The sequence below is a fragment of the Paenibacillus sp. J22R67 genome, from assembly GCF_059692175.1.
In genome coordinates this window covers 505,609-532,233 of the sequence record NZ_JCAUAX010000004.1, presented here as the reverse complement: position 1 = coordinate 532,233, position 26,625 = coordinate 505,609, and the positions used below count along the sequence as shown (strand labels likewise).

Sequence of the window (26,625 nt, the reverse complement as noted above, 5' to 3'; positions counted from 1 at the left end):
CCAATGATACTACTTACTACCCTGAGATTTATAAAACTCGTTGGTCTCCTTCGTGATTTGGTCGCCTCCACCAGACTTCCACTTCGTGACAAACTCATCAAAAGCATTTGCTGGCAGCTGCCCCGTAATAATTCTTGTAAAGTAGTCATATCTAAGCTTGTTGTTGATTTCTTCGTTCTTCTGTATTTGAGTTGGTGAGATGTACGATGGAATAAGGAGGGGAATTCCCTTGTCCTTAACCTTATCGAGTGCATCACGCTGCACTTTTTGGACCTCGAGTGGTGCTCCAGTATCCGTATAGCTATACACGTCATATGGTGAAACCATGATCAATTCCTTAAGGTCATCCTTAATATACTTCTCGTTCGTAGTAAATGTACCGTCTGCATTCTTGGTGTTATGGATACCATCTATGCCGTATTTATTGAAATGATAACCTTCCTCACTTGCTTCCCAGTTCATAATCTCTAGTATTTTATCTACCTTCTCGGGTTTGGCAGTCGCCGGTATCACCCATCCAGCAGCGTTGCCGCTACCAGCAAAGTATCCACTACTTCCAGCTGGTCCTACAGGAGGATCGATATAGATAAGCTCCGCCTTTGGATCCACTTTTTTCAGTGCAGCAATATCCTGAGCGTAGTCAACGATATAGCTTTCTAGGAGAATTCCCGCTTTCCCGCTTTGAATTTCTTTTCTAGTGTTTCCTTGTTGAACCGGGAAGTCTTTACTTAGGGCTCCTTGCGCGTATAAATCCCGTAAAAATTGAAGTGACTGATTCATGCCTGGCGTAATAAATGAATTTGTGAGTGTTCCGTCTGTTTGTTTCAACCATCCGTTTCCTGTTCCAAACGCGGCATACAATGGATTCAAATTCGATAGTTTGGGATCTGTAGCAATCCCATACGTATCTGCATTGCCATCGCCGTCAGGATCATTTTTGGTGAACGCGACGGCAACTTTAGCAAAGTCATCTGTCGTTTTGGGAATAGGTAAATTAAGTTTATCCAGCCAATCCTTCCGAATAAGGACGCCTGTGCGCACGATCGGCCTCACCCTCGGTATCATATAGAAATGTCCATCTACTTTCACATTGTCCCAAACCATTTGGGGGTATTTTTTCAAATTAGGAGCTTTATCAATATACTTATCTAATTGCATGAAGGCCCCTTGCTTCAAATACCCACTTAAAGCCGCATCGGGGAATGCGTTCCAGACCATCACATCAGGAATACTGCCGGAGGCAACGATCGTGTTTTGCTTAGTGGTGTAATCATTGATAGGCGTGTCCATAATCGTCAGCTTAACGTTAAACTTTTTCTCCAAAAATTTGATAGCCTCATTATCGTCATGAGTAATTTGAATATTAGCCGATGTGTAAAACATTACGCTTAAATCCATTGGCGCAGCAGCTTTTGAATCACTGGATGAGGAATTTGCAGTTGGAGCGGAAGAACAACCAATTAATGAGACAGTTAGAACTGCTGTTGCTGCAAGAGTGTTTACCTTACGCAATCTGTTTTTGACCACATTGTTAGCCCCCTAAATGTATCATCTTTTCAAAAGATAACGCTTACATTACCATCGAACCATCGCTCCTACAAAACCAATTGTACGTTAAAGTCCTTATAGATTCTAGGAACAGAACTGGTGTAAAATCACACAAAACTGTCATTTCACTTGTGATCCGAAGTCATTTACAGGGTTAACATAGCACAATAAGTCCTTTCACAGAAAGAAAAAAGAACTTGCGTGAGGTCAGCTCTTTCAGTGCGTAGTGATACTTTTCACTTGAAGACTTTTCATTTTCTGCTTTCTTTCAGGATGGAGGCTATCACCATACAAAATAATACGACAATTATGATAAGTACCACGCCACCCAAGAGAACGAGGCCAATTTTTACAAGAAATATTTCGATTACAACATCAACCATTTTCCCACTACCTTTTTGAAAATAAATCTATCATTTATTGGTTGTTTTTGTGAGTACTAATTTTTTATAGTACTGGAGGGTTGAAGAACAGCCAAAACAGACGAAATAGCGGCCCCTAGTTCCCCTCCGCACCTAAAAGGGCGCATTTCGATGAAATAGCGCCCTGTAGTTCCCAATAACCCTGCTCAATCGCAGGGTTAACAAGTCCACCAACACAAAGAAGCTACCGATTGATCCGGTAGCTTCTTTGCGCAAAATCAAATCTTGCCGTAATCCCGGCAGCAGGATCTTAACTGCCCCTCATCCAGCACAAGTCCGAAGCCCGGCGAAAAGCCACGCATATTGACCTGGCTGTCAGCCGTCCTCGATGTAACCTGAGATATGACACTGGATGCGAACGCATCAGACTCGCCCGGTTTCTCCAGCGCCTCAACCCAATCGGCCGATAAACCGATTGCGAGCTGTTGCCAAACCGTACAAGCCGGGCCGACCAAACTGTCGTCACCAATCATTAGCCTGGCGCCGAAACTTTGAATCTTACGCGCCAGCTCTACAGCATGAATAAGAGAGCCCGCACAGCCTGGGTGAATGTTATAGATGCCGCCCATGCCCGCCCTTACCGTACGCACAGCCTCAATCGCCGGGCGCAGAGGCGCGTCTGGCAGCAGCTGCAGCGCACCAGCCTGATGCTGCAGCTCGATCCACTGCGGCACTGTCAAACTAGCCGGATCTTCGCAAGCATTGAGGCCAGCCTCCTGCAGGATGCGCAGAGCAGCTGCGATATCGTCAAGGTTATCTTCACTCTTCTTCGACCGATAACCGTCATTCACATCACCGACGATGAACGTCTCCGGCCCCATGACATCGCGGGCTGCTTCGACGATCTTTTTATCCAGAACAATGTCCCCGAACAGCTTGATCTTGAGGTGGGTGCGGTAACCTTGATCCCATGATTCCTGCGCCCGCTCTCTCACCTTCTCAGGGTCGTTTTCCAGAATACAGAATAGCCCCGGAACGGGCTCCTTGCCATCCAACCCCAACAGTTCAAGAGCTGACTGACCAAGCAGTTGACCCGCAAGGTCCAGCAGCGCTGTCTCCACCATCTCAGCACGCTTGGAGCCCAGCTCAGCAAGCCTGCTTATCACCGTGCGAACCGCTTTCCCGACTGGCATCCCGATTAGATCTTGCAGCGGGGTAAGCCATTCCTTCAAGTCTAGCTCCTCGCGGTTGACAGCCATTATATTTTCTCCCCAGCCGCACCGATCCCCATCTCCCGCTGAAATCCGGATAAATCCGTGGATCCGATTCGTCCACGTCCCATGGCTGAATGTCCGCCCAACATTTACGTCATACCGGTAAAGCTCAATCGAGCGGATCGGCTCCGTTACCTGATCCAGACGTTGCATAATCCTATCCATTTCTACTCCCATCTTCCCTTAAGGGCTACAGTTTGTTGTGTTCGCGGAAATCTTTGGGCGTCATGCCCTCCATTTTTTTGAAAATCCGATTGAAATACGTCGGCTGATAGCCAACTTGTACGGCGATCTCCTGCATTTTCAGCTCAGAGCCTATAAGCAGTTCTTTGGCCCGGTCCAGCCTTGTCTTGGTCAAGTAGTCGACGAAATAGATGCCCGTTACTTGCAAGAAAAGCTTACTCAGACCCGACGAAGAGATGCCGAGGCGGTCAGCGCACAAGTCCAGCGAGATGTCCGTTTGATATTCCAAACGAATCATACCGACGGTCCGCTCAACCAATTCGCGAGCTCTGTCGTTCTGATGATGCATAAGCTCCGCCATTAAGGGTTCCACGATCCGAGCGGAGTACCAAGCCTGCATCTCGTCGCTGTCCTTAAGCGCCAGCAGCTCTGCATAGAGCTGGCCCCAATCGAACAGGGAACCGGCCCGCATGACGTCCGATTGCATCAAAGCTGCTTGCACCGCTCCCAGAAGCTTGAGGCTGCCCTGCTGCAGAAGTAGTTCTCGTTTCGCATGCGCCTTCAGCTCCTGGAAGAACAAGCCCAACAACCGGTGGCTCTCTTCACCCAGGCTGCTAACCATCGAATGGACCAGATCTTGCTCCAACGTGAAAGGATATCTTGAATCTGCATGCTCGCTCATCGGTTCGTTCAAATCGATAATCTGGTTTGGCACATCCAGCTTTCTGTACCGCAGCGCTTGCTGTACCTCTTCCCAAGCGATCGGAATGCGGCTGATGGCGGATACCGTCTGACCTAGGCCAATTACGGTATCCATTTTCAAAATACGATGCAAGCTTTGACCAATCTCCGAAGCCATCCGCTTCAGCCGCTCGGCAACCTCGGCAGGAGATACCTCTTGGGGAAACATCATGAACAAACCGACAGATAAGTCATGCAAGTTCATGACGGATACATTGTCGTTGCCTGTCAGTTCCTCAATCATATTCACCGCTGCGAATGTCACCAGTGGCTGTTCATCCTCGCGGAAGGACCCCTGCAGCCGGTGGAAACCCAACAGTTGCACAACCATAACGACGAATTGCTGTCCTTCCGGTTCCCAACCGTACTGCTCCATGCGCTGCGTGATCTCCTGATCCTGTAACAGCTGCAGATGGCCTTGCACCAATTGCAGCAAGAACCCCGTCCGCAGCGAGGAATGTTGTCCCTCGAGTCGTGACTGCAGCAAATGACTTTCTCTGCTCAAATTCCGCCACTGTTCCTCAATGTACTGGATCTCGTCCTTGGGAACGAGCAGCGGCTCCGGACCGGCTGGGGAGATCAACGTACGCAAAAGCCGATGAATCGGCTGAACCAGCCGTACGGACGCATACCACGAGCTAAGTAGAACAACCAATAAACTAATCAGCCCCACCGCCATAATGAGCCGGGAAACGAGCACAATCGGTTTCAGAAATTCGGACATTGGCACTGCCGAAACGAGCTCCCAACCGGTGATCGGTATAGCCGCCGTCGATACCACATACAGCTCGTTACCCCAACTCCACCGGAAAGATGAGGATTTCTCCTGCTTCCCGCTTATCTCCTGAACGAGTGCCTCGTTCATCTCTTTAACAGCAGGCGAGAACAACTCGCGTGACAGCAGCGTTCCTTCCCTGTTGAGGATGAAAGCCGTGCCGCCAAGACCTGGATCGAAGCCCGCTAAATTTAGAAGCTGCTTCTCGTTAATTCGGGCCATGATCACACCGAAAGGTTCGCCGATAACCGGCAGCTTGTGAATGACGAACAGCCCATCGAGCGCAGGCGCCTGAAGCATGCGCCAGAACAGCCGCTCTTTGACAGCGAGCAATTCGTGATATGGCTTAGCCCCTTCATCTTCCAATTTGTGGATACCTTGACTGTCCGAGATAATACGAGGCGGACTCTCCAGGTACACAAAGGTCTGATCAATTAGCGCACTGCTGTTATTCAAGACAGTCAGAGATTCAAAAAAATCCTTGCTAAACGCATAATTATCTTTAAAATCAATGCCTCTGAGCTTGTCACTCATCGGATTGAGCGTCCACTGGTTCATACCAACTTGCAGATGCCCCAGCGCATCGCTGACTTGCTTAACCGTGTAGTCAAGCTGCAGTTTATGCGTCCGTTCGACCTCACGCTCTATATAGCTGACACCGATATAATAACTGCTAACTGCAATGAGGAGGGTTGGAATGGTTGTAACAATCAGAATGAGCAGCAAGCTCCGCCGGAATGCGTGTCCTCGATATGATAGCAATCCTTTCCCTATCCGCTTCTTCATGCCCATCCATCCCATCTTCTTCTATGCTCGTACAGGAAGCGCACTCCTGAGCAAATGCCCCATGAGCCGCTTCCTGCTGATTTTATCTGGTTATTTAAAATGTTATTTGCCCGCTGTTCGCTTCTGATACGAATCGTTGACTTCCTTGATAATAGCTTGGAAGTTCTGATCCTTGGACAGATTCTGCACGAAATCATCCCACGCACTGATTGGTTCCTTGCCCATGATGACTTTAACCCGCAGATCATCGACTTTCTTATCAATCTCCGCGCCGAATTTGCTCGCCGTCTCCGAGAATAAACCGTTGCCAATATCACCAACCAAATACGGTTCCCTTGCATCGACAATCTTCTTGTTACGCTCGAAAACATCGGCAGGCATCCCCGTACGATAAGCCCAGAGGTACTTCTCGTCGCGACTGAAGATTTTACCAAGCGCACTCTGGGAGACAATATCCTTCTTCGCCTGTTCCGTGGCCAACTTGATGCCGTCCTTCTCGGTATAGTGAACATCCTTGAAGCCGTACCAAGCCAGATCCGTACCTTCCTGCGACGAACCATAATCCATCAATTGCAGAATAGTCTTCAACTTCTCCTCGGATACCTTCTTCGGAATCAGGAAGATCCCATTGAAGCCACGCCATTGATACGCCATCTTCTTGCCTTCGGGACTAACCAAATATGTCATTGGCAGTAAGTCCGCTGTCGGATTCGTTTTCCGCAGCTCCTCTGTCGGACGCCAGGAGGCCTCAACCGTATCGACCCACATGCCGGCTTTGTTAGACTTAGCCATATCCTCGAACTGACTCAGTTTGAGCACCGCAAAGTCCTCGGGAATGACCTTTTCGTCGTACAGTTTCTTTTCATACAGAATGGCATCACGCGTCTGCGGCTCCAGATAAATATGCGCCAGCTTGCCATCCTTCAGCTTCCACTTGCCCTGCGTTGAGTTGAAAAGCGGCTCGAAGAGGAAGGACCCTTGGTTGCCGGCCAGTCCAAACGTGTCCTGCTTGCCATTGCCGTCGGGATCTTTATACGTAAATGCCTTCATCGTTTCGAATAACTCATCCATCGTCTCCGGCATTTTCATACCGAGCTTATCGAGCCAGTCTTTGCGAATATTGATAAAAGACCACCCGCCCATTGGGCGAACCGCAGGAATACCATAATTTTTGCCATCCTGCATTTTGGAGTTTTCCCATACCGCGGACGGGTAGGCAGCCAGATTCGGATACGCCTTCATCAGCTCTGGTGTAAGCTCCCAGAACGCGCCTTCCTTAGCCATCTGCATCACGAGTGGGTCAAATGGATCCAGAACGAACATCAAGTCCGGGATATCACCGGAAGCCAGCGTCACTTTCGTTTTTTCCGCATAGTTATTGGACGAAACCCACTGAATATTTAACTTTGTATTCGTGCGCTTGCCGATTTCCTGAACGATCACATTGTCGGCGCCCGGCGGTTCCGGTGTACTGAAGTTCGTCATGATGGAGATCTCGGTCGTTTTCTGGGACGTTTTTCCAACATCACCACCGCAGCCCGTTAACGCTATAGCCGCCGCCGTCAAAATCGTTGCACTTTTTACTATACCATGTTTACGTAGTATCAAATGTATAACCCCCTGATCAATATTCGGATGCTTGCCTCATTACCCTTTGATCGAACCGACCATGACACCCTTGGCGAAATGCTTCTGCAGAAACGGATAAACAAGTAAGATCGGGACCGTCGCAATGACGACAGCGGCCATCTTCAGAGTCTCCGGAGGAATGGACTGCTCCGCCATAAGCTCTTGTGCAGCGCCCCCTCCTGCCGACGTAGAAGAATCGATCAACATGTTCTGCAATAATACTTGCAGCGGCCATTTCGACGAATCGGTGATATATAACACAGCTGAGAAAAATGTATTCCAGTAGCTGACCGCATAGAAAAGGCCAAAGGCCGCCAGCGATGGTAGAGATAATGGTAAAATAATTCGGAACCAGATGCCAATATCATTGCAGCCATCCATCTGGGCTGCCTCCTCTAGGCTATCCGGAATGCTATCGAAGAAGCCCTTCATCAGTATGACATACCAGCCACTGGTTAACACGGGGATGATCAATGCCCAGACGCTGTTAATGAGATGCAAATCACGTACGAGCAAATAAGGTGGAATCATCCCCGGGTTGAAAAGCGTCGTCAATAGCATCAACAATAAAATCGCTCGACGCGCCGGCATTCTTCTTCGCGAAAGTGCATAAGAAAGCGCCGCCGTGATGACCAGGCTGCAGAACGTGCCGACAATCGCCAAAAACCCGCTGATCATTGAGGCGTTCAGGAAAGATTTTGTCGACAGCAAATATTTGTAGGAAGCCAGAGACCACGTCGAGGGAAACAGCCTGAGCCCTCCCTTCAAGTATTCCGATGGGTCCATGAACGAAACGACGACGACATAATAAAGCGGAAACAACGTCACTAGCCCGATAAGGGAGAGCAACACATAGTTAACAATCGGAAAGAGGTCCTTCGTGCTCTTTCTCATCCTTCATCCTCCTTCCTTAATACACGCCTTCTTCACCAAACCGTTTGGCGAGCTTGTTGGCGATGACAACCAGCACCAGCCCTACTACAGACTTGAAAAGCCCGACAGCCGTACTGAAGCTGAACTGTCCCTGTTGAATTCCGAGCCGATACACATACGTATCGAAGACCTCGCCTACATTCGAAACCGCCCCATTCCCCATAAGGAACACTTGTTCAAAACCAACATCCATAATATTTCCAATTCGTAAAATGAGTAAGATGAGAATCACACTACGGATTCCAGGAAGCGTGATGTGCCAAATCTGCCGCAAACGCTTAGCTCCGTCCATCTTGGCTGCTTCGTACAACTGCGTATCTAGACCAGCAATAGCTGCCAGGAAGATGATCGTGCCCCAGCCCGCTTCTTTCCAGATCGATTGCACAGTAAGTAAGATCCAGAACAATTTCGGATTTGTTAAAAAATCAATTTTGGCAAACCCGAAATACACTAGCAGGTTGTTGATGGATCCATCGGTGCGCGTCAACATCAGAATCGTGATCCCCACAATAATGACCCAGGACAAGAAGTGTGGCAAATAAACGATAGATTGCAGCAACTTCTTGAAGGGCTTGCTCATGACCTCATTCAGCAGCAATGCGATAATGATCGGCAACGGGAAGTAGAAGACCAAATTCATTAGATTGATCGCCATTGTGTTGCGGAATAACATCATAAAATCAGGGTTGGAAAAAAAACGGATAAAGTGCTCCAGCCCCACCCAATCACTTCCAAGCACACCTCTATAAGGTGAATAATTCTGAAAAGCAATAATGATGCCCCACATCGGTACATACTTGAACAAGATCATGAACAGAATGCCCGGCAACGCCAGCATATACAGAAATTTATCGCGCTTCATAATAGCCCAGATCCTAGATCGCTGCTTGGTTGTAGGAGACCCAAGTTCGGATGGTACGTGCCTACTGAGTTCACTGTTCATTCTTTTATTGTACACCTCCTCTCGCTTCTCTTGGTGTTCGGTTTGATACTCACAGCCTACGAGAATAGCGTTCTTGCCGCAATTGGACTTTTTTTCTCATGGAAATTCCGCGTCATTACTGGCTTTTCCCTCGAAATAAAAAAAGAACAAGTCGCTTATCTGTCAAGATAGCGCTTGTTCTTCTTTGCCATTTACTATGGTTTAAACACCATTAGCAGTATCACAATGAATGCAGCAAGATTCGCGACCACTTCGAACCAAGCTGATCGTCTTCGACTCTGTCGGTACTCTTCGGGCAGATCATCACCCTTCGTCTGCTGCAGCACAGTAAGCTGCTGCTTAATGCCCGCTGGTATTAGTCCAGCAAAGATGACCAGAATAACGAGGAAGATGACAATCGAGAGCACATACCACAGTTCTTTGAACAACGAGGTTTCTAGGCAGCCAAGGGCAAGACCTGTAAGAAGCAGCACTGTGCCACCGAGCTTCGGCAGGATCGCCGTCTTCTCCAACAGTGCGAGCGCGAACTTGGCTTGACCTGTTGTCCTGGCACTGCTCATAATCAAGGGATAGCAGATGACTGCAGCCATAGCCGTCACGGCGGCAATGATATGGATAAACACTAGGTAAATATACATGTATGGCCTCCTTACTTTAGATTTGACCTTCTTCTGGAAACAACATCAACAGCGTAACAACACCCACTAACCAGAACGATACTGACTTAAATCCCCAATAAGATTTGCTCATTTGTTTGACTCCTTTTTCCAGTTAATTTAATTGACTTTATTGTACATCGGTACTATTATTCTGTTAAGAACGCACTTTAAAGTACGCCACATACTTAAAAGTAAGGGTGTGATTTAACAATGATTCATCAGCGCGAGTGTCCCATCGAGACTGTCATTCATGTTTTAGGTGGAAAATGGAAACCGACGATTTTATGGCATTTGGTAGAATCAACCAGGCGGTATAACGATCTGGAAAAGCTGATACCTGATGTCTCCCAGAAAATGCTCACGCAACATCTTCGAGACTTGGAACAAGAAGGCGTTGTTCTAAGAACGGTATACCCTACTGTCCCCCCAAAAGTAGAATACTCACTCAGTGAATATGGCAGAACATTGGTCCCTGTAGCAGAAGTGATGTGTGCTTGGGGAGAACAACATAATCAACGCAAACAAAAAGAACCAGCCTCTTAAAGCTGGTTCTTTTTGTTTGCACTTAAATCATCTTCTTGAACCCATTCCCACATAGCCGCAAAAATAGGCTGCAGTTTCCACCCGCGTTCCGTTAACTCATATTCTACGTGCAGGGGAACACCGGGGTATAGTGTACGAGTAATAATCCCCTTTTCCTCTAGCACCCTCAGTCGATCTGTTAATGTTTTCGGGCTAATCGGGTGCAGCCTGCGCCGCAACTCTCCGAATCGCTTAGTGCCAACGAACAACTCCAACAAAAGTGGGAGAGTCCATTTACCATCCAAAATTTCGAGCAAAGGATCAATGGCTTCGATACAAGAACGATCCAACATGGACGTTTCCTCCATAGTTCATTTTATGAAACTATTGCACTTTATTGTAACTACTTTTCAAATGTACCACAGTACTGTACGCTAATGAAAGAGTAGGAATACAACATGCTACCTCATATCGATATCAACCCCTGCGTGGTGCGCGCAACCAGGGAGATTAAGCAATATGATCAGGGTTTTAAACCATTCTAACAATCAGAATATTCACATAAATTTCCCACTACTACTTAAACTTTCCCTGAACAAAGGCTGATTGGAGGCACATATGCAAAGACCATTTGATGTAGATAGAGCGGAATATCCATTCAAGGACAACTGGATGCCTTATCGCGATGGCATGATTCATTACGTTGACGAAGGGCAAGGTCCCGTCATTCTTCTCCTGCACGGAAACCCTACCTGGTCGTATCTTTACCGAAATGTCATCAAGGATTTGAGCAGCGAATGCCGGTTGATTGCACTCGATTATCCAGGACTTGGCATGTCACGGGCTCCTTCCGACTACGGCTATACACCTCAGGAGCATTCGGAAGCAGTCACCGAATTCATCCGGCGCTTAGAACTCAAAGACTTCGTACTAGTCGTCCAGGATTGGGGAGGTCCAATCGGGCTCAACTACGCTGTAGAACATCATGAGAACTTGCGCGGAATTGTCGTTATGAATACCTGGGCATGGCCAGCCACGCTCCCTGCGATGAAACTGTTCTCGTTTGCCATGGGCGGTTGGCCTATGGGATATTGGCTGCAGACCAGACAAAACTTTTTCGCTAGAAAAATTGTCCCGCATGGGATCTATCAGACCGAGAAAATCACGGATAGCTTGAGAAAAGCCTACACCGATCCATTTCCAACTCCAAAATCGCGGAAACCGACATGGGTATTCCCGAGGCAGATTCGTAAGGCACGTCCATGGCTTGAGAAGATTGAGGCGAAACTACCGACTCTATCTAACTTACCAGCTCAAATTCTGTGGGGAATGAAGGATAGCGCTGGCTTTCCTCCCGAAGAGATGGCGAAATGGCAAAGTTATTTGAAATTGAATGAAACCGAGTCGTTAGTCGATGCCTCCCACTATGTGCAGGAAGATCGGCCAGACCGGGTGACCGCATCCATCCGCAGAGTCCTTGAACGGACCGCGAAACAACCAAAGGAGGCATTAGGATGAAAACCATTTTATGGGCAACTTTAACAGGCAATGGTAATTACGCACAATCGAGTCCGAATCATCCCCCAAAAAAGGAAGCGCTCGGCGATTTTGCGGCACAAGCTCAGGCAGCAGGTAATTTCATTGTCGGAAGACGTACATTTGAGGGGATGCAGGCAAGCGGCAACGGCGGTACTTTTGCCGGCATGGATATCGTCGTTGTATCAGGGAGCGTTAAAGAAATCCCCGGTGTAACGGTTGTTGGCTCGCCGAACGAAGCTCTAAGCTACCTGCGGGATAAAGGTTATCAAACTGCCCTCGTCTCGGGAGGTGCGGATCTCCATAATGCTTTTCTGGGTCAAGGGCTTGTTGATGAGCTCATCTTCAATGTCGCACCGGTACTTGAAGGTAAAGGGCTCAATCTGCTGATAAATACGGAAGAATATCAATACAAGGAAGTTGAATTATTGAATTTCAAATCGCTTGGGAGCGGCGTTGTTCAACTGCACTATGCGCTTACTCAACAACGATCCGATCGCCCTTGCTTATCGGTTGAGAAATGACTATAAATTCAAAATGATGAAATAGCCTTGGTCCAGTTGAATACCGAACCAAGGCCACCATACGGGTTTGTTTATAACCCTATTTATCGCTAAACAGCGCAAGGTAAGCGCCATATCCTCTTTTTTCAAGATCCGCCTTCGGAATGAATTCCATAGCTGCAGAGTTCATACAGAATCGCATCCCCGTTGGTTGCGGGCCGTCTTTGAACACGTCGCCAAGGAAGGAGTCCGCATTGCGGCTTCTGACTTCCATCCCAAACAGCAGTCCTTTACGTTTAAGCACAACGTTGTTATCATCCAGCGGCTTTGTAAAACTAGGCCAGCCTGTACCCGCGTCGTATTTGTCCTGCGAACTAAACAACGGCTCGCCCGAGACGATATCTACGTAAATGCCCTCAGCTTCGTTATTCCAATATGCATTAGCAAACGGCCTCTCGTCCTCGCCATGCTGGGTCACGTTATACTGGAGTTTTGTCAGCGAATTCAACTTTTCTTCTTTATTAAAATCTTTATTCATTTGCAATCACGCCCCCAAGTTTTATTCAAAATAAAAACCGCGGCCCGAGTTGAACTCGCTCATTCTGTACTTTGTGGCTGAGCGGGTTTTCTCATAAAAATTCTGATGTTCATCCTCGGCTTTGTAAAACGTTGTTGCAGCAGCAATTCTCGTTACAATTGGTTTATCGAACCGTTTGGACTCGTGCAATTGATTGCGGGATGCTTCAGCCAGTTCTTTTTGTTCGTTATTCCTATAGAAGATGGCAGATTGATGTTCATTGCCGCGATCCTCATAATGACCGCCAGTGTCTGTAGGATCAATGTTGCTCCAGAAAATTTGGAGCAGCTCCTCATACGTAATCTCATTCGGATTAAAGTGAACCTCAACCGATTCGAGATGATCCGTAGTTTTAGAAACAACTTTCAGGTAGGTCGGATTTGTATCGCGCCCGCCCGTATAGCCGGTGTATACATTCGAAACACCTTCAAGCTGCTGGAAAGTCTCTTCCATGTGCCAAAAGCAGCCGCCAGCAAAGATGGCCGTATCGGAAGGTATAGCTTGAGGCTCGATCACTTTCGTTTCCAGTGATTTCATTATGCCGTACACGATGCCTTGGTGATAGAACATATGCATCGATGTCAAATAAATGAGCTCGCCGATCGTTTGAGCATGCAGGGAGTTCTCTTTCACAGGCTCGTCCAGTCTATCTTTCAATGTCTCGTGAATATAAGTGCGGAGTTCTTTCAGCTTGGAGATCATAAGATCCCACTCGGGTGGTTCTTCTTTCCAATCAGCAGGTTTCGAACCGTAAGCGAAAAAGCTTTTATAGCTTTCTGGAAGAATACTAGGTTGCTCCGCAAGGCTGAGCACATCGAACTCAGTGATCACGAGCACATGCCCCAGGTGCCAATGAATATTGTTTTTAAATCCTTCTGGAATGACTCTGCGTTTTTCCGGTGGACATTGCTTGCATACACGAATCAACTGATTAATGTGTTTGTCAAATATGCGGAATATGAATTCAGCTCTCATAGTATGATGCCTCCCGTATATTTATTCCCGATCTTCTCGACCCGAGCGGAACTCGCTTATCTTATATAGGAATGGGTTTTTTAGAAAATAATCTTGATGTTCAACTTCAGCTATATAAAACGTTGCAGCAGCTGAAATTTTAGTTACAATCGGATTCACGAACTTGTTTGATGCTACTAATGAATCTCTAGATGCTTCTGCCAACTCTTTCTGTTCTGTATTCATAAAAAATACGGCTGATTGGTACTGACTGCCGCGATCACCGAATTGACCGTCTGCATCCGTAGGGTCAACGTTTTGCCAAAAAATTTGAAGGAGGTTATCATACGTAATCTGATTCGGGTTATAACGAATCTCTACCGATTCGAGATGTCCTGTAGTTCCAGACCCAACTTCTTCATAGGTAGGATTCACTTTATCTCCTCCTGTATACCCACTTTCGACACTCAAGACACCACTTAGTTTTTCGAAAGCCTCTTCCATATGCCAGAAACAACCGCCAGCAAACATAGCGATTTCAAATCCAGTGCTCACATGATCACTATCTGTCCTGAGTAGCTCGTGAGCATTCGCTATTTCTTTTTTGTGAAACGACAAGTAAACCAAATAAACAAGTAAGACTAACAACAGAATAGTTAGTACATATAACACTCTTTTTTTTATCTCAATTTCCCCTTCCCCCTTTCAATATGTAACTATCTATATAAAATTTGTAGGTTACAAATATAACATGAAACAGCACGCGTTGCAAGTAACTATCTAGTAATTATTTTGAGTGTTACACGGAAGAACCGAGCAAGTGGGGAGAGTCACTATACAGAAATAAAAATGCAGCCCCATAGGGACCGCATTTCATTAACTTAGCGACTTGCATGCAGCATTTTACCTACAGTAGTCAGGCACTTGACTTTGGTATCCTTTTCCCACAATCAAAGAACTCGCGGCAGACCACCAAATGATCAGTCAAGCTAAGAGAATCATTATTGTTACAAATCTCATCTAGTTTTTTGACCATGGCAATTACCTCATCAAATAGGATGGCACGACCTACATAAGTAATCGAAAATTCCATCAAAAAATAACCGCCGCTCGTTTCATTTATCCTATTCAAGGTCAAGGTTGCATCAGGTGTTGAATCGTCTTCAGCTTCATACGAATATATATGGATTTTCCATGTATTGGAGCAATCAGAACAATAGCAATCATCATGCTTGTACTTGTCAAGTTCGAACCAGCCCTTTTTCATCAATTCTCTTCCTTTCTCATAAGCTCAACTCATTCTGGGATTCTACAAGATCAATGAATTTCTAGCTCTCTATGTCCGAAAAATTATAACAAAAATAGGACGTCAGCAAACCTGTGAAAAGTCATGACTCCATAATAAAATAGGCCAAACATTTGCTCATAAAGCATGATAAACTTCATGCTACCATGCCAAAAGTCATGCCTATTATTTATACAAGATGACGTACCGCAAATAGAGCTGCTTGTGTCCTGTCGCGCAGCGCCAACTTCGCTATTAAATTGGAAACGTGATTTTTCACAGTACCCTCTGTTACATACAGCAAGCCCGCAATTTCTTTATTGTTAAGTCCCCGCCCCAATAATGCGAGTACATCTTTCTCTCGTTCAGTCAATAGTCTCAGCTCATCAGGCTCTGTTTGACTTAATGGGTGTGTCTGACCCGGGTTCCTATCCGACACTTTTTTTAATTCTTTCAGCAGCATCGCCGTAATATCGTATTGAAGTACCGTTCCACCATTGTATACCGACTGAATGGCACAGATGATCGCCTCTGATGGCATATCCTTCAATAAATATCCATGAACACCTTTCTCCAATACTTTCATAATGAGTTCCGCGTCATCGAAAGTGGTCAGAATCAATATCTTCGTCTCGGGAAAGTGCTTGAGGATCAATTCTGTTCCTTCCACGCCATCCATTCCAGGCATTTGAATATCCATCAACACGACGTCCGGTTGCCATTCGATTACTTTGGCATAGGCATCTCTCCCGTCCTCGGCGGTTCCCACCACTTCCATACCCGGCTCCAAACCAATGATGGTTGCAAGACCCTCTCTCATCAACCGCTGATCGTCGACAACCAGAACTTTCAATTTTGTTCCTCCATTTCCGTTTGCGAATAGGGAAACATAACTTCAACAGTAAAACCTGTCTTCTGATCCATCCTAAAATGTACTTCTCCTTTCCACTCCTTCGCCCTTTCTTGCAAACTCTTCAAACCAAACCCCAGCTTTAGTCTGGCAGGTCGCTCTCCATCATTACGTATGCTTAGTGAAAATCCGTCTTCTGCAAAAGCCAACAAAATGACAACATGGGCCGCATGTCCATGTTTTTGAGCATTGGTAAGGGACTCTTGGACAATTCGATAAGCTGTTAATTGAAGACCTCCCGGAAGGGCAACGGGTGTACCTTCGACTTCAAGAACCGTATGAACTTGGGCAAATTTCGTGAATTCTTCTGCTAAACTGGCAAGATTGTCATTTAAAGCCGTAGATGTGATAGCCTCGTCTCGAACAGCTCTTACGGCCATACGCACCTCTTGCAAGGCAGATCTAATTAAATCCTCACACTCCAAGTAGGTGTGCTCACTACGTAAAGCATCCAGCTTACTTAATTTGCGAGCCGCTTGCATCTGAACCATCAATGCCGTCAGCTTATGACAAACCGTATCATGAATATCTCTTGAAATTCGTATTCGTTCCCTCGCGGCCGCCAACTCCTCGGCCTGAAGTAAATACTCTTGCAACCGCTCATGAGATTTCATCAGTTGGGCATACAGTTGCATGGTCTCCCTACTTGCCTTTTGATGAAAATGAATCAAAAAGCTCACTATGCATGCGAACACAATGAACGAAGAGGAAATAAAATAGCTTGTTTTATCCAGCCGATGATACAAATACCAATCAATGCTGCACATTGTAATTAAATAGATCACTAATAAAGATACACCCGTAATAATGAGTGCACGCGTATTTTTTACAAACATGAAAATAGCTAAAGCCGTAATGCCATTAAATAGATGATTGGGGATTTTTCCGTCGATATAGATATATCCGTAAGAAGCTGATAACAAGAAATCGATGATTAGGAGGTATAATAGCCAATGCTTTTTCATGCTGGAGTAAAATAGATTAACGAAAAGAAAGACCATCAAGGATATCACAACAAAACTTAATCTCCAAAAGATCGCAATCGAATTTTCAAAATAGAACATCCCGATCAGGACGAAATCATAAATGAGCTTCAGCCCAAAAAGCCATCTCAACGAAACAGGATTTCTCCATACGATATCCATTACTTTCGGCATCCTCTATAACTCCCTCATCACACGACTCCATGTTGGTTATGACTAATTTGGAGTAATCTCCCCTATCTACCATAGTCTTAACCAGATCATGATGTCCTATTTATGAAGGGATAAAATAAAATGACGCGCATTATTTTCTGAAACACCAAAGAGACCCACAGCAATAGGCTGCGAGTCATAGTTTGTGTAGGATATATGTTAATTTGATTATTGTATTTCTCTATGCTGTTTATTGCCGTTATTCCACCATGCATCACTAAATCCCCGTGTGTAGGCTATATAGAACATAGCCTCCATTTCCGGTGTAATGCCTGGGTATTTTTGAATTAATTGAGTCAAACGTGTTTCCATTAGCTCTATTTCTGCTGGTAACATTCCCCTTCACCTTAGCGAAGCGACTTGAATGCCGTGCGAAGTTCTGAAGTCACGAACTCTGGCTGCTCCCAAGCTGCGAAATGTCCGCCTTTAGGAAGTTTGTTGTAGTGGATAAGATTTGGGTAAGCTTTCTCTGCCCAACTCTTCGGTGCTTCATAAAGCTCATCTGGATAGACACTTACAGCAACAGGAAGTTTTACGCCTTTGACTCCGAAGAAGGAAATGCCGGCTTTACCATTCTCCCAGTAGATACGAGACGCGGAAACACCAGAATTCGTAAACCAGAACAGCGAGATGTTGTCGAGAACGTCGTCGCGCGTCAAACCTTCTTGGACTCCTGCAAATGATCTCGAGATCAAGGCAAGGCTCTTCCAGTCGTGGTCAAGCATAAAGGCTGCCAAACCGATAGGCGAATCTACCAGTCCAGTTAACGTCTGAGGACGAGTTCCCATCATAGCCGCATAAGCGAATTTATTCTCGCCAACTTGCGCGCATGCCTTCTTCTCTTCGTCTGAGAGACCGGACGGCAGCGGGTTGCCAGACCAGATCGCCGCGTCAACGTCAGGTGGAATTACGCCAGCCATGTTGGTGTGCAGGCCGATCAACCCTTTAGGTTCCTGAACGCCCATAAAGTCAACGACAATCGCACCCCAGTCGCCGCCATGCGCCACATACTTCGTATATCCAAGGCGCGTCATAAGCTCTCCATAAGCACTTGCGATACGTTTAGGATCCCAGCCAGTTGTGGTCGGCTTGCCTGAGAATCCGTAACCAGGCATCGATGGAATGACAACATGGAAAGCATCCGCTGCACTTCCACCAAATGCTGTAGGATTGGTCAATGGTTCAATAAGCTTCATCTGCTCAAAAATCGAACCCGGCCAGCCGTGCGCAATGAGGATCGGCATCGCGTTCTCATGCTTCGAACGAACATGAATGAAATGAATGTCCAGACCGTCTAGCTCGGTAATGAAATGCGGATAAGCGTTAATTCTCGACTCGATTTTGCGCCAGTCATAGTCGTTCGCCCAGTAACGAGCAAGTTCCTGAATCGTCTCCAGTTGCACGCCTTGTTCTTGGTTCAAGACCGTTTCCTTCTCAGGCCATCTAGTTGTGTTAATACGTCTACGCAGCTCGGTAATTTCTTCTTCAGGGATGCTTACATGAAATGGACGAATAGCGTTCTTGTCGATACTTGTTTGTGTCATTTTTAAATCTCCTTTGATTCGTATTGTATTTTTGGAACTTATTATAGAAAAGGACGCAAGCTTTCCACTCGGATCAAACGACCCCTCCGTAATTGTAACCATCTAATATTTATTTATTGGTTACGGGTTGTAATATAACACGAACTCATAAACAACGCAAGTAACTTTCTAAAATTATTTTAATGGTTACAATAATGATTGAACTTCGTATTACTTGGTTTTCACATAATTCAGCAGCAGAATGAACATAACTATTCTCATATGCACATGACAACGGAAGCCACTTCTCATCATGACACTAGCTTAGGAGTGATTTGGGTGTTACAATAAAGACATTCCACATGAAAACAAGGGAGTTGCGGCGCGATGTTATGGGATGATTTTATGAAAAGCGACTATCATGACTGGAGAGGCAGTGGTCATTCGGAAGACCGACTAAACAAGCCTGGATGGTTGGAACAATGGCTGACTATCCACAACCTTCCCTATCCTGGCACTCCATCTGCGAAAGAATTAGATGATCTGAGATGGTTGAGAGGACACATGCTTCGTATTGTCCAAAAGCTGACGGTGCATGAGTCAGCGGACCCTGCTGATCTCGAGGGACTGAATCGGGCACTGTCGGGTGGACCGATGTTTCTGCGTATTGCGGAATCGGATGCGGATTTCCGCCTGGAATCCATTCCTTTACGAGCAGGCTGGTCCCGTATAGGAGCAGAGGTAGCTGCTTCGTTCGGTCGCATACTTACGGAATGCGAACCCTCCCGCTTACGTATTTGCGAAAATCCAGATTGCCTGGCAGTCTATTATGACGAAACCCGAAACCGTTCCAAACGCTTCTGCGACGATAAAGCTTGTGGTAATCTAATGAAAGTCCGGCGGTTCCGCGCACGTCAAAAAGCCGCCAAACCCGGTGTAACCGCTTCTGAAACCTGATATCCGCCATAACAAAAAGCCACTCTTAAGGAACTCTTAAGGAGTGGCTTTTGTCACATATTTGAATGATAGACCTTGTTATTAGAACTTATGAGCTAACTCACGAGCTTGTTGAATAGCTTTCTCTTTAATCGCTGGTGCTTGATCGGGTTTTGCAGCGACACCTTCAATAAAGATGCCTTCAAATGATGGAACAGCAAAAAATTCCATAATCTTTTTCAAGTGACGATGACCGATTTCATAATCTGCAAACGGCCCACTTTCGGCATAATAGTTGCCACTTGCTTGAATATGCACAGCCTTTTTATCTCCAAGTAACCCAATAGGACCTTCGCTCGTGTATTTAAAAGTTTTTCCAGCAACACATATCGAATCAATGTATGCTTTCATAACCGGTGGGAACGAGAAATTCCACATTGGATTAACAAACACATATTTATCAGCATCAACAAATTGATCCACCAATTCGCCCATACGATTTAATTTCTCTTTTTCTTCTTTGTTCAACTGGTTAAAATCAGTGCCAGAACTTAATTTTCCCCATCCGTTACAAACATCCGTATCAATTTGGGGGATATTCATTTGGAACAGATCAAGATGCAGGACTTCATCGTTGGGATTAGCTTCTCTATACGCTTCTATAAATTCATTTCCGACAGATAAACTATAAGAGTTCTGGTGATCAGGGTGCGCTGTAATATATAATACTTTTGCCATTTTATTAAATCTCCTTTTGTTGTTTCATTTTTTTAACACTAATAAGACAATTAACAGATACAATGTGTGACATCAATCACTTGACCATAACCGGGAACCGATGGTCCGGGTGGGCCGCGTATAACGCCAAAAAGCGTAAAGGACTGGAACGTCCCTTACGCTTTTTCCATTTTGGATGCTAAGACGGCTTTCGACGGGCAACATGGAGAACGGCCCCCCAGTGGCGGCGGACCGACTTTTCTGGACGCCTTTGAAGGCGAACTCGGATTTCATTAAAAAGCTTGTCGCGCTTCCATTCCTCCATAAGTATGTGCCCAGAGAAAGTTTCCAGCAGATGAATGTACTCCTCAACAGGATAGATACGCTCCCAGTCGAAGTGTCGAACGTGAACCACCTCGAACAGTCCACTTGTCTCAATTTCGTCTCTTTGATCCTCCAGTTCCCCCGGCCGCGGCCAATCGTTATCACCCACCGACTTCCCGTCACCGATCTCATAGTAAACGGCTTGAATATCTCGAAAGAACGGATCCTCATCTTCTGGAAAAACGTGATCTGCGTTCCAAAATACCAAGTGTCCACCAGGACGTAGGACTTGCCATGCTTTGGTATATCGAACTGCGGGATCGACCCATTTCCATGCGGTTGCAGCAAATACCACATCAAACTTTGGCTCCGCTTCGGGTTGCCAGTCTTCGAAACTTCCTGTGAGGATGTTAACGTCTGTTCCAGCAAGGTTTTGCCGGGCTACTGCTGCGAGCTCAGCGCCAAGTTCTATGCATGTTATTCTAAATCCCCGCTTGGCTAGCGGGATCGTAGCCTTTCCTGTCGCACACCCCACTTCCAACAAACGATCATCTGGATGCAAATTTGTCGCACGAATGAAATCATCGAATAATTCCTCTGGGTACTCTGGGCGCGCCTGCTGATAAAGGCTCGCGGCTTGTTCAAATGACTTGCGTAATCTTTTATAGTCATTCTGCAAGTCGATTAATCCCTCCTAATGGCGAAATCGATGACCGACACATGTTTATCTCTGGCATTTTGTCCTGAGCTTACCTACTTTTTTTGCGTCTAAGTAATTTAATAGCAATATCAATGACAATACCGATCAAAAGGAATGAAAAAAAATGCACCAGATAGGCACGATAATAATTTGCACTCTCATAAAACAACCAGTGCTGAAATGGCTCCTTATAAACCATGTTATTCAATACTGGATTTAATCCAATGAGAAGTATGTTTTTATCATCATTTCCCCAGTAATGGTTTAAGCATATGAGAATGCTGAGAATTGAGAGCCAGATTGTAAATTTCCTCCATAGAAACATGATCTCACCTCTGCTATTTTGATCGATTATACGGAATTTCAGTGATAATCCTATTGTTCTTGTCAAACGCTGTCAATCTTAATTCATTCATTTCAACTAATCCGTAAAATACCCTCTTCCAGTTCGTTTGAATTATAGTTCCATCTATCACATGATTGTATTTATCTATCATTTCTATCTTGCTAATATCGGGATCATCTATATAACCGTAAATTAAGTATCTTCTAACATTATCTTTAAAGTTGATTCCTGTTGTATCTACTAAAAATTTATTTCCATCATACAGGGAATTACTACTGCTAAGACTCCAACCTTTACGATCATTGCCATCAAAAACAGCCACACCAATACCAACATTTCCATTATCAAAAGGAGCTTTGTATAGAATGAAGGGCCTTTCCAGAACAGAGCCTTGATATACGATTTCTCGGCCCTTTTTATGATTTTTATAGAAGGCTTCTTCTACTGTCTTACTTTTACATCCTGAAATACTTAAGCAAATTATAATAAGGATTAGAATGGAGCTGAATATTTTCAATTTCCCCTCCGTTTGAACTGGTTACGCTACTGCAAAGCTTTTCGGACAAGTTCCTTAATCGGTGTCTGGAACCCAATCAACCTTTGTAAATCATCGGTCGTTCGCTCCATTTTTCCTTCTGAAATTGTATGATAAACCGAATTCACTTTCCTATTATTGGTATTTGTGATAATTGTACCATTCATTATATAGGTTTTAAGCGACGAGTTGATAAAAAACTCTGTATAACCTCCGTTACGCAAAAAGGTGTGCGGAATCCGGGTCGTGTGAATCGCATTCTCGGTGGTCAGATGAACACGAGCATATGGATTATCCTCAGCAAAAGCGAAGCTTGTATAGACGATATGTTGCATATTTTGATCGTGGGCTGCTTTTACGACATTGGCATGTTGAACGACGCGCAGTGTATCATCCGTCTCTGAACTTGAGATGAACAGCAACTTTGTTCCAAATCTAAAAGCCCCTTGTAGAGATTCTGGGATATTATAATCTGCCTGACGAATTTCGATGCCAAGAGCGGCGAGAGCAGCGGCTTTTTCGAGGTTACGAGCAACCGCGATAATTTGATCTGCTGTTACTTTTTTAAGCAAATGTTGTATAACGAGATTTCCTAACTGACCTGTCGCTCCTGTAACAATAATCTTCATCAACCGATCTTCCTCTCTTATTTGTTCATTGTAAGCTCTACTTTTAAAATAAACTTTTGCTTTATTGGACCACAAGTGAGTTAATCCCTATAATTAAATTTTACTCCCGATATTTCATCTTCACTTTCTTAAGTGAGCAGTTTCTGCGCATGAACGCAATAAAAAAAGGGAGACGCCGCGTCTCCCTTTACATCCTATTATTCAGAACCTTTAAACCACTGGGAACCAACCAGGAACGCTTATAAGCATATTCCACAAAGGATCCGGAAGCACCAATTCTTCTTGAGCCGTTCTTGGCAGGGTCGTTCTGATCTCGTTTTCTTGATCATTTAACAATTTTTCAACCCATTTTGGTTCCATAATGATAGCATGCGCTAAAGCAATTAAAGGTACACCAGTGTCTAGCGCTTGCTTGACATCTTCCGGTAAGGATAATCCTCCAACCCCTATTACAGGTATACGATGGCCTACCCTCTCTTGAATGAGTAGAACGCGTGATTTCATGTCCGTCTCATCTCGTATCGATCCATCCCAAAAACCTCTTACAGAGACATGAATGTAGTCGAGCTGCTGTTCCGCCAAAACATCAACCAATTGAAGTGTGTCTTCCATGGATATGCCTGGCGTTTCCTTCTCTTCAGGCGATAATCTGTATCCGATAATGAAGGGCGCCTTCGCATGCTTAGCAACTGACTGTTTCACGCTTTCGATTACGGCAAGAGGAAATGCCATTCTTTTCTCAATTGTCCCTCCCCACCGATCGGATCTGCGATTAGAGTGAGGGGAGAAGAATTGTTGAATCAAATACGTGTTAGCTCCCTGAATCTCGATACCGTCAAAACCTGCTTCAATCGCTCTGCGAGTTGCTTCACCAAAGGCTAGAATCTTATTATGGATTTCTTCCGCCGTCATTTCTCTTGGAACAACCGAACCCGGACGTTCCGACGCTATGCTACTGGCACTGACAGGCTGTTTGCCATCTATTAACTCAGGCGAAGACATTCTCCCCGCATCGTAAATTTGTAAAATCGCTTTTGCTCCCTGATCTTGAATCGTACGCGATAGCCTTTTCAATCCAGGAATTAATGAGTCGTCATCCGCACCAATTTCGTTACTAAAAGCTATCCCCTCCGGCGAAACATGGCTACTCGCGGTAATAACAGCACCGACACCGCCTGATCGCTCTCTATAATAAGCTAGTTCTTCCTCCGAAACGCTTCCGTCCTGAAGAGAAGAAGAATTTGTCATCGGCGCCATGAATACTCGATTCTTAAGCTGTATGCCCGAAGGGAGAGTGAAGGATTCAATTATGGCTTTATAGTTAGGATTCATATCGTATTATCTCCTTGTAGTTAAATGAGTTCTAATCGGCCTAGATTCTGCTTTCAAGTGACCTTATTCCACATTTCAAGTTTAAATCTTGCAAACACCGTCCGCCCCGCAAACACCGCTCTCGGAATCGCCGATCATTTGTAAAGGATGTTCTTCTCTCCATACTTGCTCAAGCAAGTCTAAAAACTCGTTGCTAGATCTTACCCCTGATACGGCGTACTTGTCATTAAAGATATAGAACGGCGTACCAGTAACCCCAAGCTTGGACCCATATTGTCGTTCTTTTTTTACTGTATCTTTGTATTTATCACTTGATAGCATATCAAGCACATCTGTTGCATGAAGGCCGCTTTCGTCGGCCAGCTTAGCCAGCGTTTCGTGATCGCCGATATCCAATGACTCGGTAAGATAAGCTTTATAAACCCGTGCCAGCCACTCTCCTGCTTTGCCTTGTTCTTGGGCGTAAACAGCCACGCGAAGTGCGTCAGACGTATTGGCTGGAATTAATGTGTCGAGATTATAATCGAGGCCGATCTCTTTCGCCATCTTGATCACCGATTTGTTTCCTTCCTTTACGTAGTCGATGGACATTCCACCACCATGAATTTCTGCCGTCCAGGCATAATAATCTTTGCCGGTATTACTAGGAGCATTAGGGAATAACTGAAATGGCCTATACACGATTTCTACTTGATCTTTATGCTCGAATTGTTCGAGTGCTGTTTCCAAATTTGTTTTTCCGATATAGCAGAGCGGACACATGACATCTGACCAGACTTCTATTTTCATGACTCTCGCCTCTTCCTCTGATTTGTCATAGATAGTCAACAACAGTTGATTAATTGACATCTATTGATTATCATTATAAAGCGTCCCGGCTAGATCTCAATCGCTAATAAATTCGATTTTGTTAACTAATCAACACATCATTCAGGTCTGTTTATTATCATTGTAAAAAAAGGACGGTGTCCGCACACGATGGCTAAAGTAGATAGAAGAATATTGAAAACTAGGGAAGCGATCAGTAATGCCCTAATTGCGTTAATGTCCGAGAAAAGTTTTGAAAACATTACGATCAACGACATCTCGGAAAAAGCCAATCTGAACCGCGGGACTCTTTATCTCCACTATACGGACAAATACGATTTGCTCGATAAATGTATAAAAGATCATTTGAGTAACATGTTAAATTATTGCACGATATCAAAAGCCGGCGAAGCTAGATTGGATGTTATTCATTCTCCGCTTCCCTTGTTTCAATATTTGGAGGAGCACTTTTCTTTTTACTCTTCCATGCTAACGAATAAAGGGATAACTTGTTTTCAGGAACAGCTGATTTTCATGGTCAAAAACGGCATTAACGAGCGATTGAAAGCCGGAGAAATCAAGCAAGGGGAGAACAATGAGGTTGCCGTTCAATATATGGCATCTGCTTTTGTCGGAGTTGTTGAATGGTGGATAAAAAATAACATGCCTCTTCCTCCGGAAATGATGGCACAACAATTGTGGGGAATCTTTGAACGAAATTATTCCCTCGTCAGTGCACTTCCAGATTCGAATGGCAGCTGATGCTGCCGCGGGGAATCTAGGTTTAAATAAAACAAAAAAATCCCCGATTGACGGGGATCTAAGGCCTATGGATCGAGTCTTTTAGGAATGAGATCATTTTCCTGTCGGTTTGTGCTAGTTCACAGCCTGCATCAATGCCCGAATCAGGTTGCGTAGCGATGACACGGTATTCATGTCCACCACACTCCCATCAGGACCGAGCTTCTTAGGGGCAATCGGAACGACGAGTGTTGCTTCACCCGGTATCACTGCGCTCATCATTTTGAGTGTCAGTATTAACGATGCTAGTGCTGTTTTCCCACCATCCTCATGAGGGGATGCACTGATAACTGCTGTTGGCTTATTCATGAACTCGGCAGAAGAGACGATCCAGTCGAGCGCGTTCTTGAGTGAGCCTGGCACTCCGCGCGCATATTCCGGCGTGCAGAGGATGATCGCATCGGCTGACCGCAGCTTCTCCCTCCATTCGTATACCGCTTCATCCACTTCCCTATCGTCACTGTCTAAGTCTGGATTGAAATGCGGTAAACTCGCCATCCCATCGTACAATCGAAACTCCACACCTGTGGGCATGATCCCTGCAAGGAATGCAAGCAGCCTTGAATTAGTTGATTCCTTGCGAAGACTTCCTGATATACCTAGCACTACCAGACTTCGTTGCTCCATTCGCTCACCGTCTTTTCCAATTCATACTACAA

Annotated in this window: 26 protein-coding genes and 2 pseudogenes; 5 read left to right on the top strand and 23 right to left on the bottom strand. The window is 45.3% G+C overall.

The genetic code is table 11. The features are described from left to right. Positions 1 to 9: 9 nt before the first annotated feature. The 7 genes from AC58VC_RS18690 to AC58VC_RS18660 form a co-directional block, all read right to left on the bottom strand. Entirely contained in the window at positions 10 to 1,527 is a 1,518-nt protein-coding gene (locus AC58VC_RS18690) for an extracellular solute-binding protein (RefSeq protein WP_497370328.1), read from the bottom strand. Positions 1,528 to 2,188: 661 nt separating this feature from the next. Further along, positions 2,189 to 3,349, bottom strand: coding sequence for an enolase C-terminal domain-like protein (locus AC58VC_RS18685; RefSeq protein WP_497370327.1), 1,161 nt, complete (start codon positions 3,347 to 3,349; stop codon positions 2,189 to 2,191). 25 nt (positions 3,350 to 3,374) lie between these two features. Beyond that, complete coding sequence (locus AC58VC_RS18680; protein WP_497370326.1) at positions 3,375 to 5,669, bottom strand: helix-turn-helix domain-containing protein; 2,295 nt, start codon at positions 5,667 to 5,669, stop codon at positions 3,375 to 3,377. Between the two features lie 102 nt (positions 5,670 to 5,771). After that, the gene (locus AC58VC_RS18675) at positions 5,772 to 7,277 is read right to left on the bottom strand and encodes an extracellular solute-binding protein (RefSeq protein ID WP_497370325.1); all 1,506 of its coding nucleotides are present in this window, start codon (positions 7,275 to 7,277) and stop codon (positions 5,772 to 5,774) included. A 39-nt stretch (positions 7,278 to 7,316) separates the two neighbouring features. Next, complete coding sequence (locus AC58VC_RS18670) at positions 7,317 to 8,192, bottom strand: carbohydrate ABC transporter permease (RefSeq protein WP_497370323.1); 876 nt, start codon at positions 8,190 to 8,192, stop codon at positions 7,317 to 7,319. A 16-nt stretch (positions 8,193 to 8,208) separates the two neighbouring features. Then, complete coding sequence (locus AC58VC_RS18665) at positions 8,209 to 9,093, bottom strand: ABC transporter permease (RefSeq protein ID WP_497370322.1); 885 nt, start codon at positions 9,091 to 9,093, stop codon at positions 8,209 to 8,211. 275 nt (positions 9,094 to 9,368) lie between these two features. Continuing rightward, entirely contained in the window at positions 9,369 to 9,812 is a 444-nt protein-coding gene (locus AC58VC_RS18660; RefSeq protein WP_497370321.1) for a DUF2269 family protein, read from the bottom strand. A 231-nt stretch (positions 9,813 to 10,043) separates the two neighbouring features. Between AC58VC_RS18660 and AC58VC_RS18655 the strand changes: the two genes are divergently transcribed. Beyond that, positions 10,044 to 10,376 (top strand): winged helix-turn-helix transcriptional regulator, encoded by a 333-nt coding sequence (locus AC58VC_RS18655; protein WP_497370319.1) that lies wholly within the window; start codon positions 10,044 to 10,046, stop codon positions 10,374 to 10,376. Here the strand turns inward: AC58VC_RS18655 and AC58VC_RS18650 are convergent. Continuing rightward, positions 10,373 to 10,708 carry a winged helix-turn-helix transcriptional regulator gene (locus AC58VC_RS18650; protein ID WP_497370318.1) on the bottom strand — a complete coding sequence of 112 codons (336 nt, stop codon included), beginning with the start codon at positions 10,706 to 10,708 and terminating at the stop codon, positions 10,373 to 10,375. The genes AC58VC_RS18655 and AC58VC_RS18650 overlap by 4 nt on opposite strands. Before the next feature lie 265 nt (positions 10,709 to 10,973). On the opposite strand from AC58VC_RS18650, the gene AC58VC_RS18645 reads away from it, so the two are divergent. Together AC58VC_RS18645 and AC58VC_RS18640 are read left to right on the top strand one after the other, a co-directional pair. Further along, complete coding sequence (locus AC58VC_RS18645; RefSeq protein WP_497370316.1) at positions 10,974 to 11,873, top strand: alpha/beta fold hydrolase; 900 nt, start codon at positions 10,974 to 10,976, stop codon at positions 11,871 to 11,873. Then, positions 11,870 to 12,415, top strand: coding sequence for a dihydrofolate reductase family protein (locus AC58VC_RS18640; protein ID WP_497370315.1), 546 nt, complete (start codon positions 11,870 to 11,872; stop codon positions 12,413 to 12,415). Before AC58VC_RS18645 ends, AC58VC_RS18640 begins: the two co-directional genes overlap by 4 nt. 79 nt (positions 12,416 to 12,494) lie before the next feature. Here the strand turns inward: AC58VC_RS18640 and msrA (AC58VC_RS18635) are convergent. From msrA (AC58VC_RS18635) to AC58VC_RS18600, 8 genes and pseudogenes are all read right to left on the bottom strand, one after another. Further along, positions 12,495 to 13,508, bottom strand: a pseudogene (gene msrA / locus AC58VC_RS18635) (peptide-methionine (S)-S-oxide reductase MsrA). Between the two features lie 24 nt (positions 13,509 to 13,532). Further along, positions 13,533 to 13,946 (bottom strand): annotated as a pseudogene (locus AC58VC_RS18630) (DinB family protein); the annotation flags it as partial. A 21-nt stretch (positions 13,947 to 13,967) separates the two neighbouring features. Beyond that, a complete protein-coding gene (gene msrA / locus AC58VC_RS18625; protein ID WP_497370314.1) occupies positions 13,968 to 14,597 on the bottom strand; it encodes a peptide-methionine (S)-S-oxide reductase MsrA in 630 nt (209 codons plus the stop codon). A 244-nt stretch (positions 14,598 to 14,841) separates the two neighbouring features. Further along, the gene (locus AC58VC_RS18620) at positions 14,842 to 15,192 is read right to left on the bottom strand and encodes a hypothetical protein (protein ID WP_497370313.1); all 351 of its coding nucleotides are present in this window, start codon (positions 15,190 to 15,192) and stop codon (positions 14,842 to 14,844) included. Positions 15,193 to 15,400: 208 nt separating this feature from the next. After that, positions 15,401 to 16,063, bottom strand: coding sequence for a response regulator transcription factor (locus AC58VC_RS18615; RefSeq protein ID WP_497370312.1), 663 nt, complete (start codon positions 16,061 to 16,063; stop codon positions 15,401 to 15,403). Next, positions 16,060 to 17,277, bottom strand: a complete 1,218-nt coding sequence (locus AC58VC_RS18610; RefSeq protein ID WP_497370311.1) for a sensor histidine kinase — start codon at positions 17,275 to 17,277, stop codon at positions 16,060 to 16,062. The genes AC58VC_RS18615 and AC58VC_RS18610 overlap by 4 nt, the downstream gene beginning before the upstream one ends. Before the next feature lie 207 nt (positions 17,278 to 17,484). Next, a complete protein-coding gene (locus AC58VC_RS18605) occupies positions 17,485 to 17,652 on the bottom strand; it encodes a hypothetical protein (RefSeq protein WP_497370310.1) in 168 nt (55 codons plus the stop codon). Positions 17,653 to 17,663: 11 nt separating this feature from the next. Then, positions 17,664 to 18,860, bottom strand: a complete 1,197-nt coding sequence (locus AC58VC_RS18600; RefSeq protein ID WP_497370309.1) for an epoxide hydrolase family protein — start codon at positions 18,858 to 18,860, stop codon at positions 17,664 to 17,666. Between the two features lie 366 nt (positions 18,861 to 19,226). On the opposite strand from AC58VC_RS18600, the gene AC58VC_RS18595 reads away from it, so the two are divergent. Then, positions 19,227 to 19,796: a CGNR zinc finger domain-containing protein gene (locus tag AC58VC_RS18595; protein ID WP_497370308.1), complete on the top strand. Its 570-nt coding sequence runs from the start codon at positions 19,227 to 19,229 to the stop codon at positions 19,794 to 19,796. 81 nt (positions 19,797 to 19,877) lie between these two features. Here the strand turns inward: AC58VC_RS18595 and AC58VC_RS18590 are convergent, their stop codons facing one another. The 6 genes from AC58VC_RS18590 to AC58VC_RS18565 form a co-directional block, all read right to left on the bottom strand. Next, a complete protein-coding gene (locus AC58VC_RS18590; RefSeq protein WP_497370307.1) occupies positions 19,878 to 20,513 on the bottom strand; it encodes an FMN-dependent NADH-azoreductase in 636 nt (211 codons plus the stop codon). A 178-nt stretch (positions 20,514 to 20,691) separates the two neighbouring features. After that, on the bottom strand, positions 20,692 to 21,495 hold the full coding sequence (locus AC58VC_RS18585) for a class I SAM-dependent methyltransferase (protein ID WP_497370306.1): 804 nt from the start codon (positions 21,493 to 21,495) through the stop codon (positions 20,692 to 20,694). A 359-nt stretch (positions 21,496 to 21,854) separates the two neighbouring features. Beyond that, a complete protein-coding gene (locus tag AC58VC_RS18580; RefSeq protein WP_497370305.1) occupies positions 21,855 to 22,379 on the bottom strand; it encodes a hypothetical protein in 525 nt (174 codons plus the stop codon). Between the two features lie 26 nt (positions 22,380 to 22,405). Further along, complete coding sequence (locus tag AC58VC_RS18575) at positions 22,406 to 23,026, bottom strand: NAD(P)H-binding protein (protein ID WP_497370304.1); 621 nt, start codon at positions 23,024 to 23,026, stop codon at positions 22,406 to 22,408. Positions 23,027 to 23,236: 210 nt separating this feature from the next. Next, positions 23,237 to 24,358 (bottom strand): NADH-dependent flavin oxidoreductase, encoded by a 1,122-nt coding sequence (locus tag AC58VC_RS18570; RefSeq protein WP_497370302.1) that lies wholly within the window; start codon positions 24,356 to 24,358, stop codon positions 23,237 to 23,239. A gap of 81 nt (positions 24,359 to 24,439) precedes the next feature. After that, the gene (locus AC58VC_RS18565) at positions 24,440 to 25,207 is read right to left on the bottom strand and encodes a DsbA family oxidoreductase (protein ID WP_497370301.1); all 768 of its coding nucleotides are present in this window, start codon (positions 25,205 to 25,207) and stop codon (positions 24,440 to 24,442) included. Positions 25,208 to 25,336: 129 nt separating this feature from the next. Between AC58VC_RS18565 and AC58VC_RS18560 the strand changes: the two genes are divergently transcribed. Next, on the top strand, positions 25,337 to 25,927 hold the full coding sequence (locus AC58VC_RS18560; protein ID WP_497370300.1) for a TetR/AcrR family transcriptional regulator: 591 nt from the start codon (positions 25,337 to 25,339) through the stop codon (positions 25,925 to 25,927). A 114-nt stretch (positions 25,928 to 26,041) separates the two neighbouring features. Here AC58VC_RS18560 and AC58VC_RS18555 read toward each other — a convergent pair whose 3' ends face one another. Beyond that, positions 26,042 to 26,593 carry an NADPH-dependent FMN reductase gene (locus tag AC58VC_RS18555; RefSeq protein ID WP_497370299.1) on the bottom strand — a complete coding sequence of 184 codons (552 nt, stop codon included), beginning with the start codon at positions 26,591 to 26,593 and terminating at the stop codon, positions 26,042 to 26,044. Positions 26,594 to 26,625: the final 32 nt, after the last annotated feature.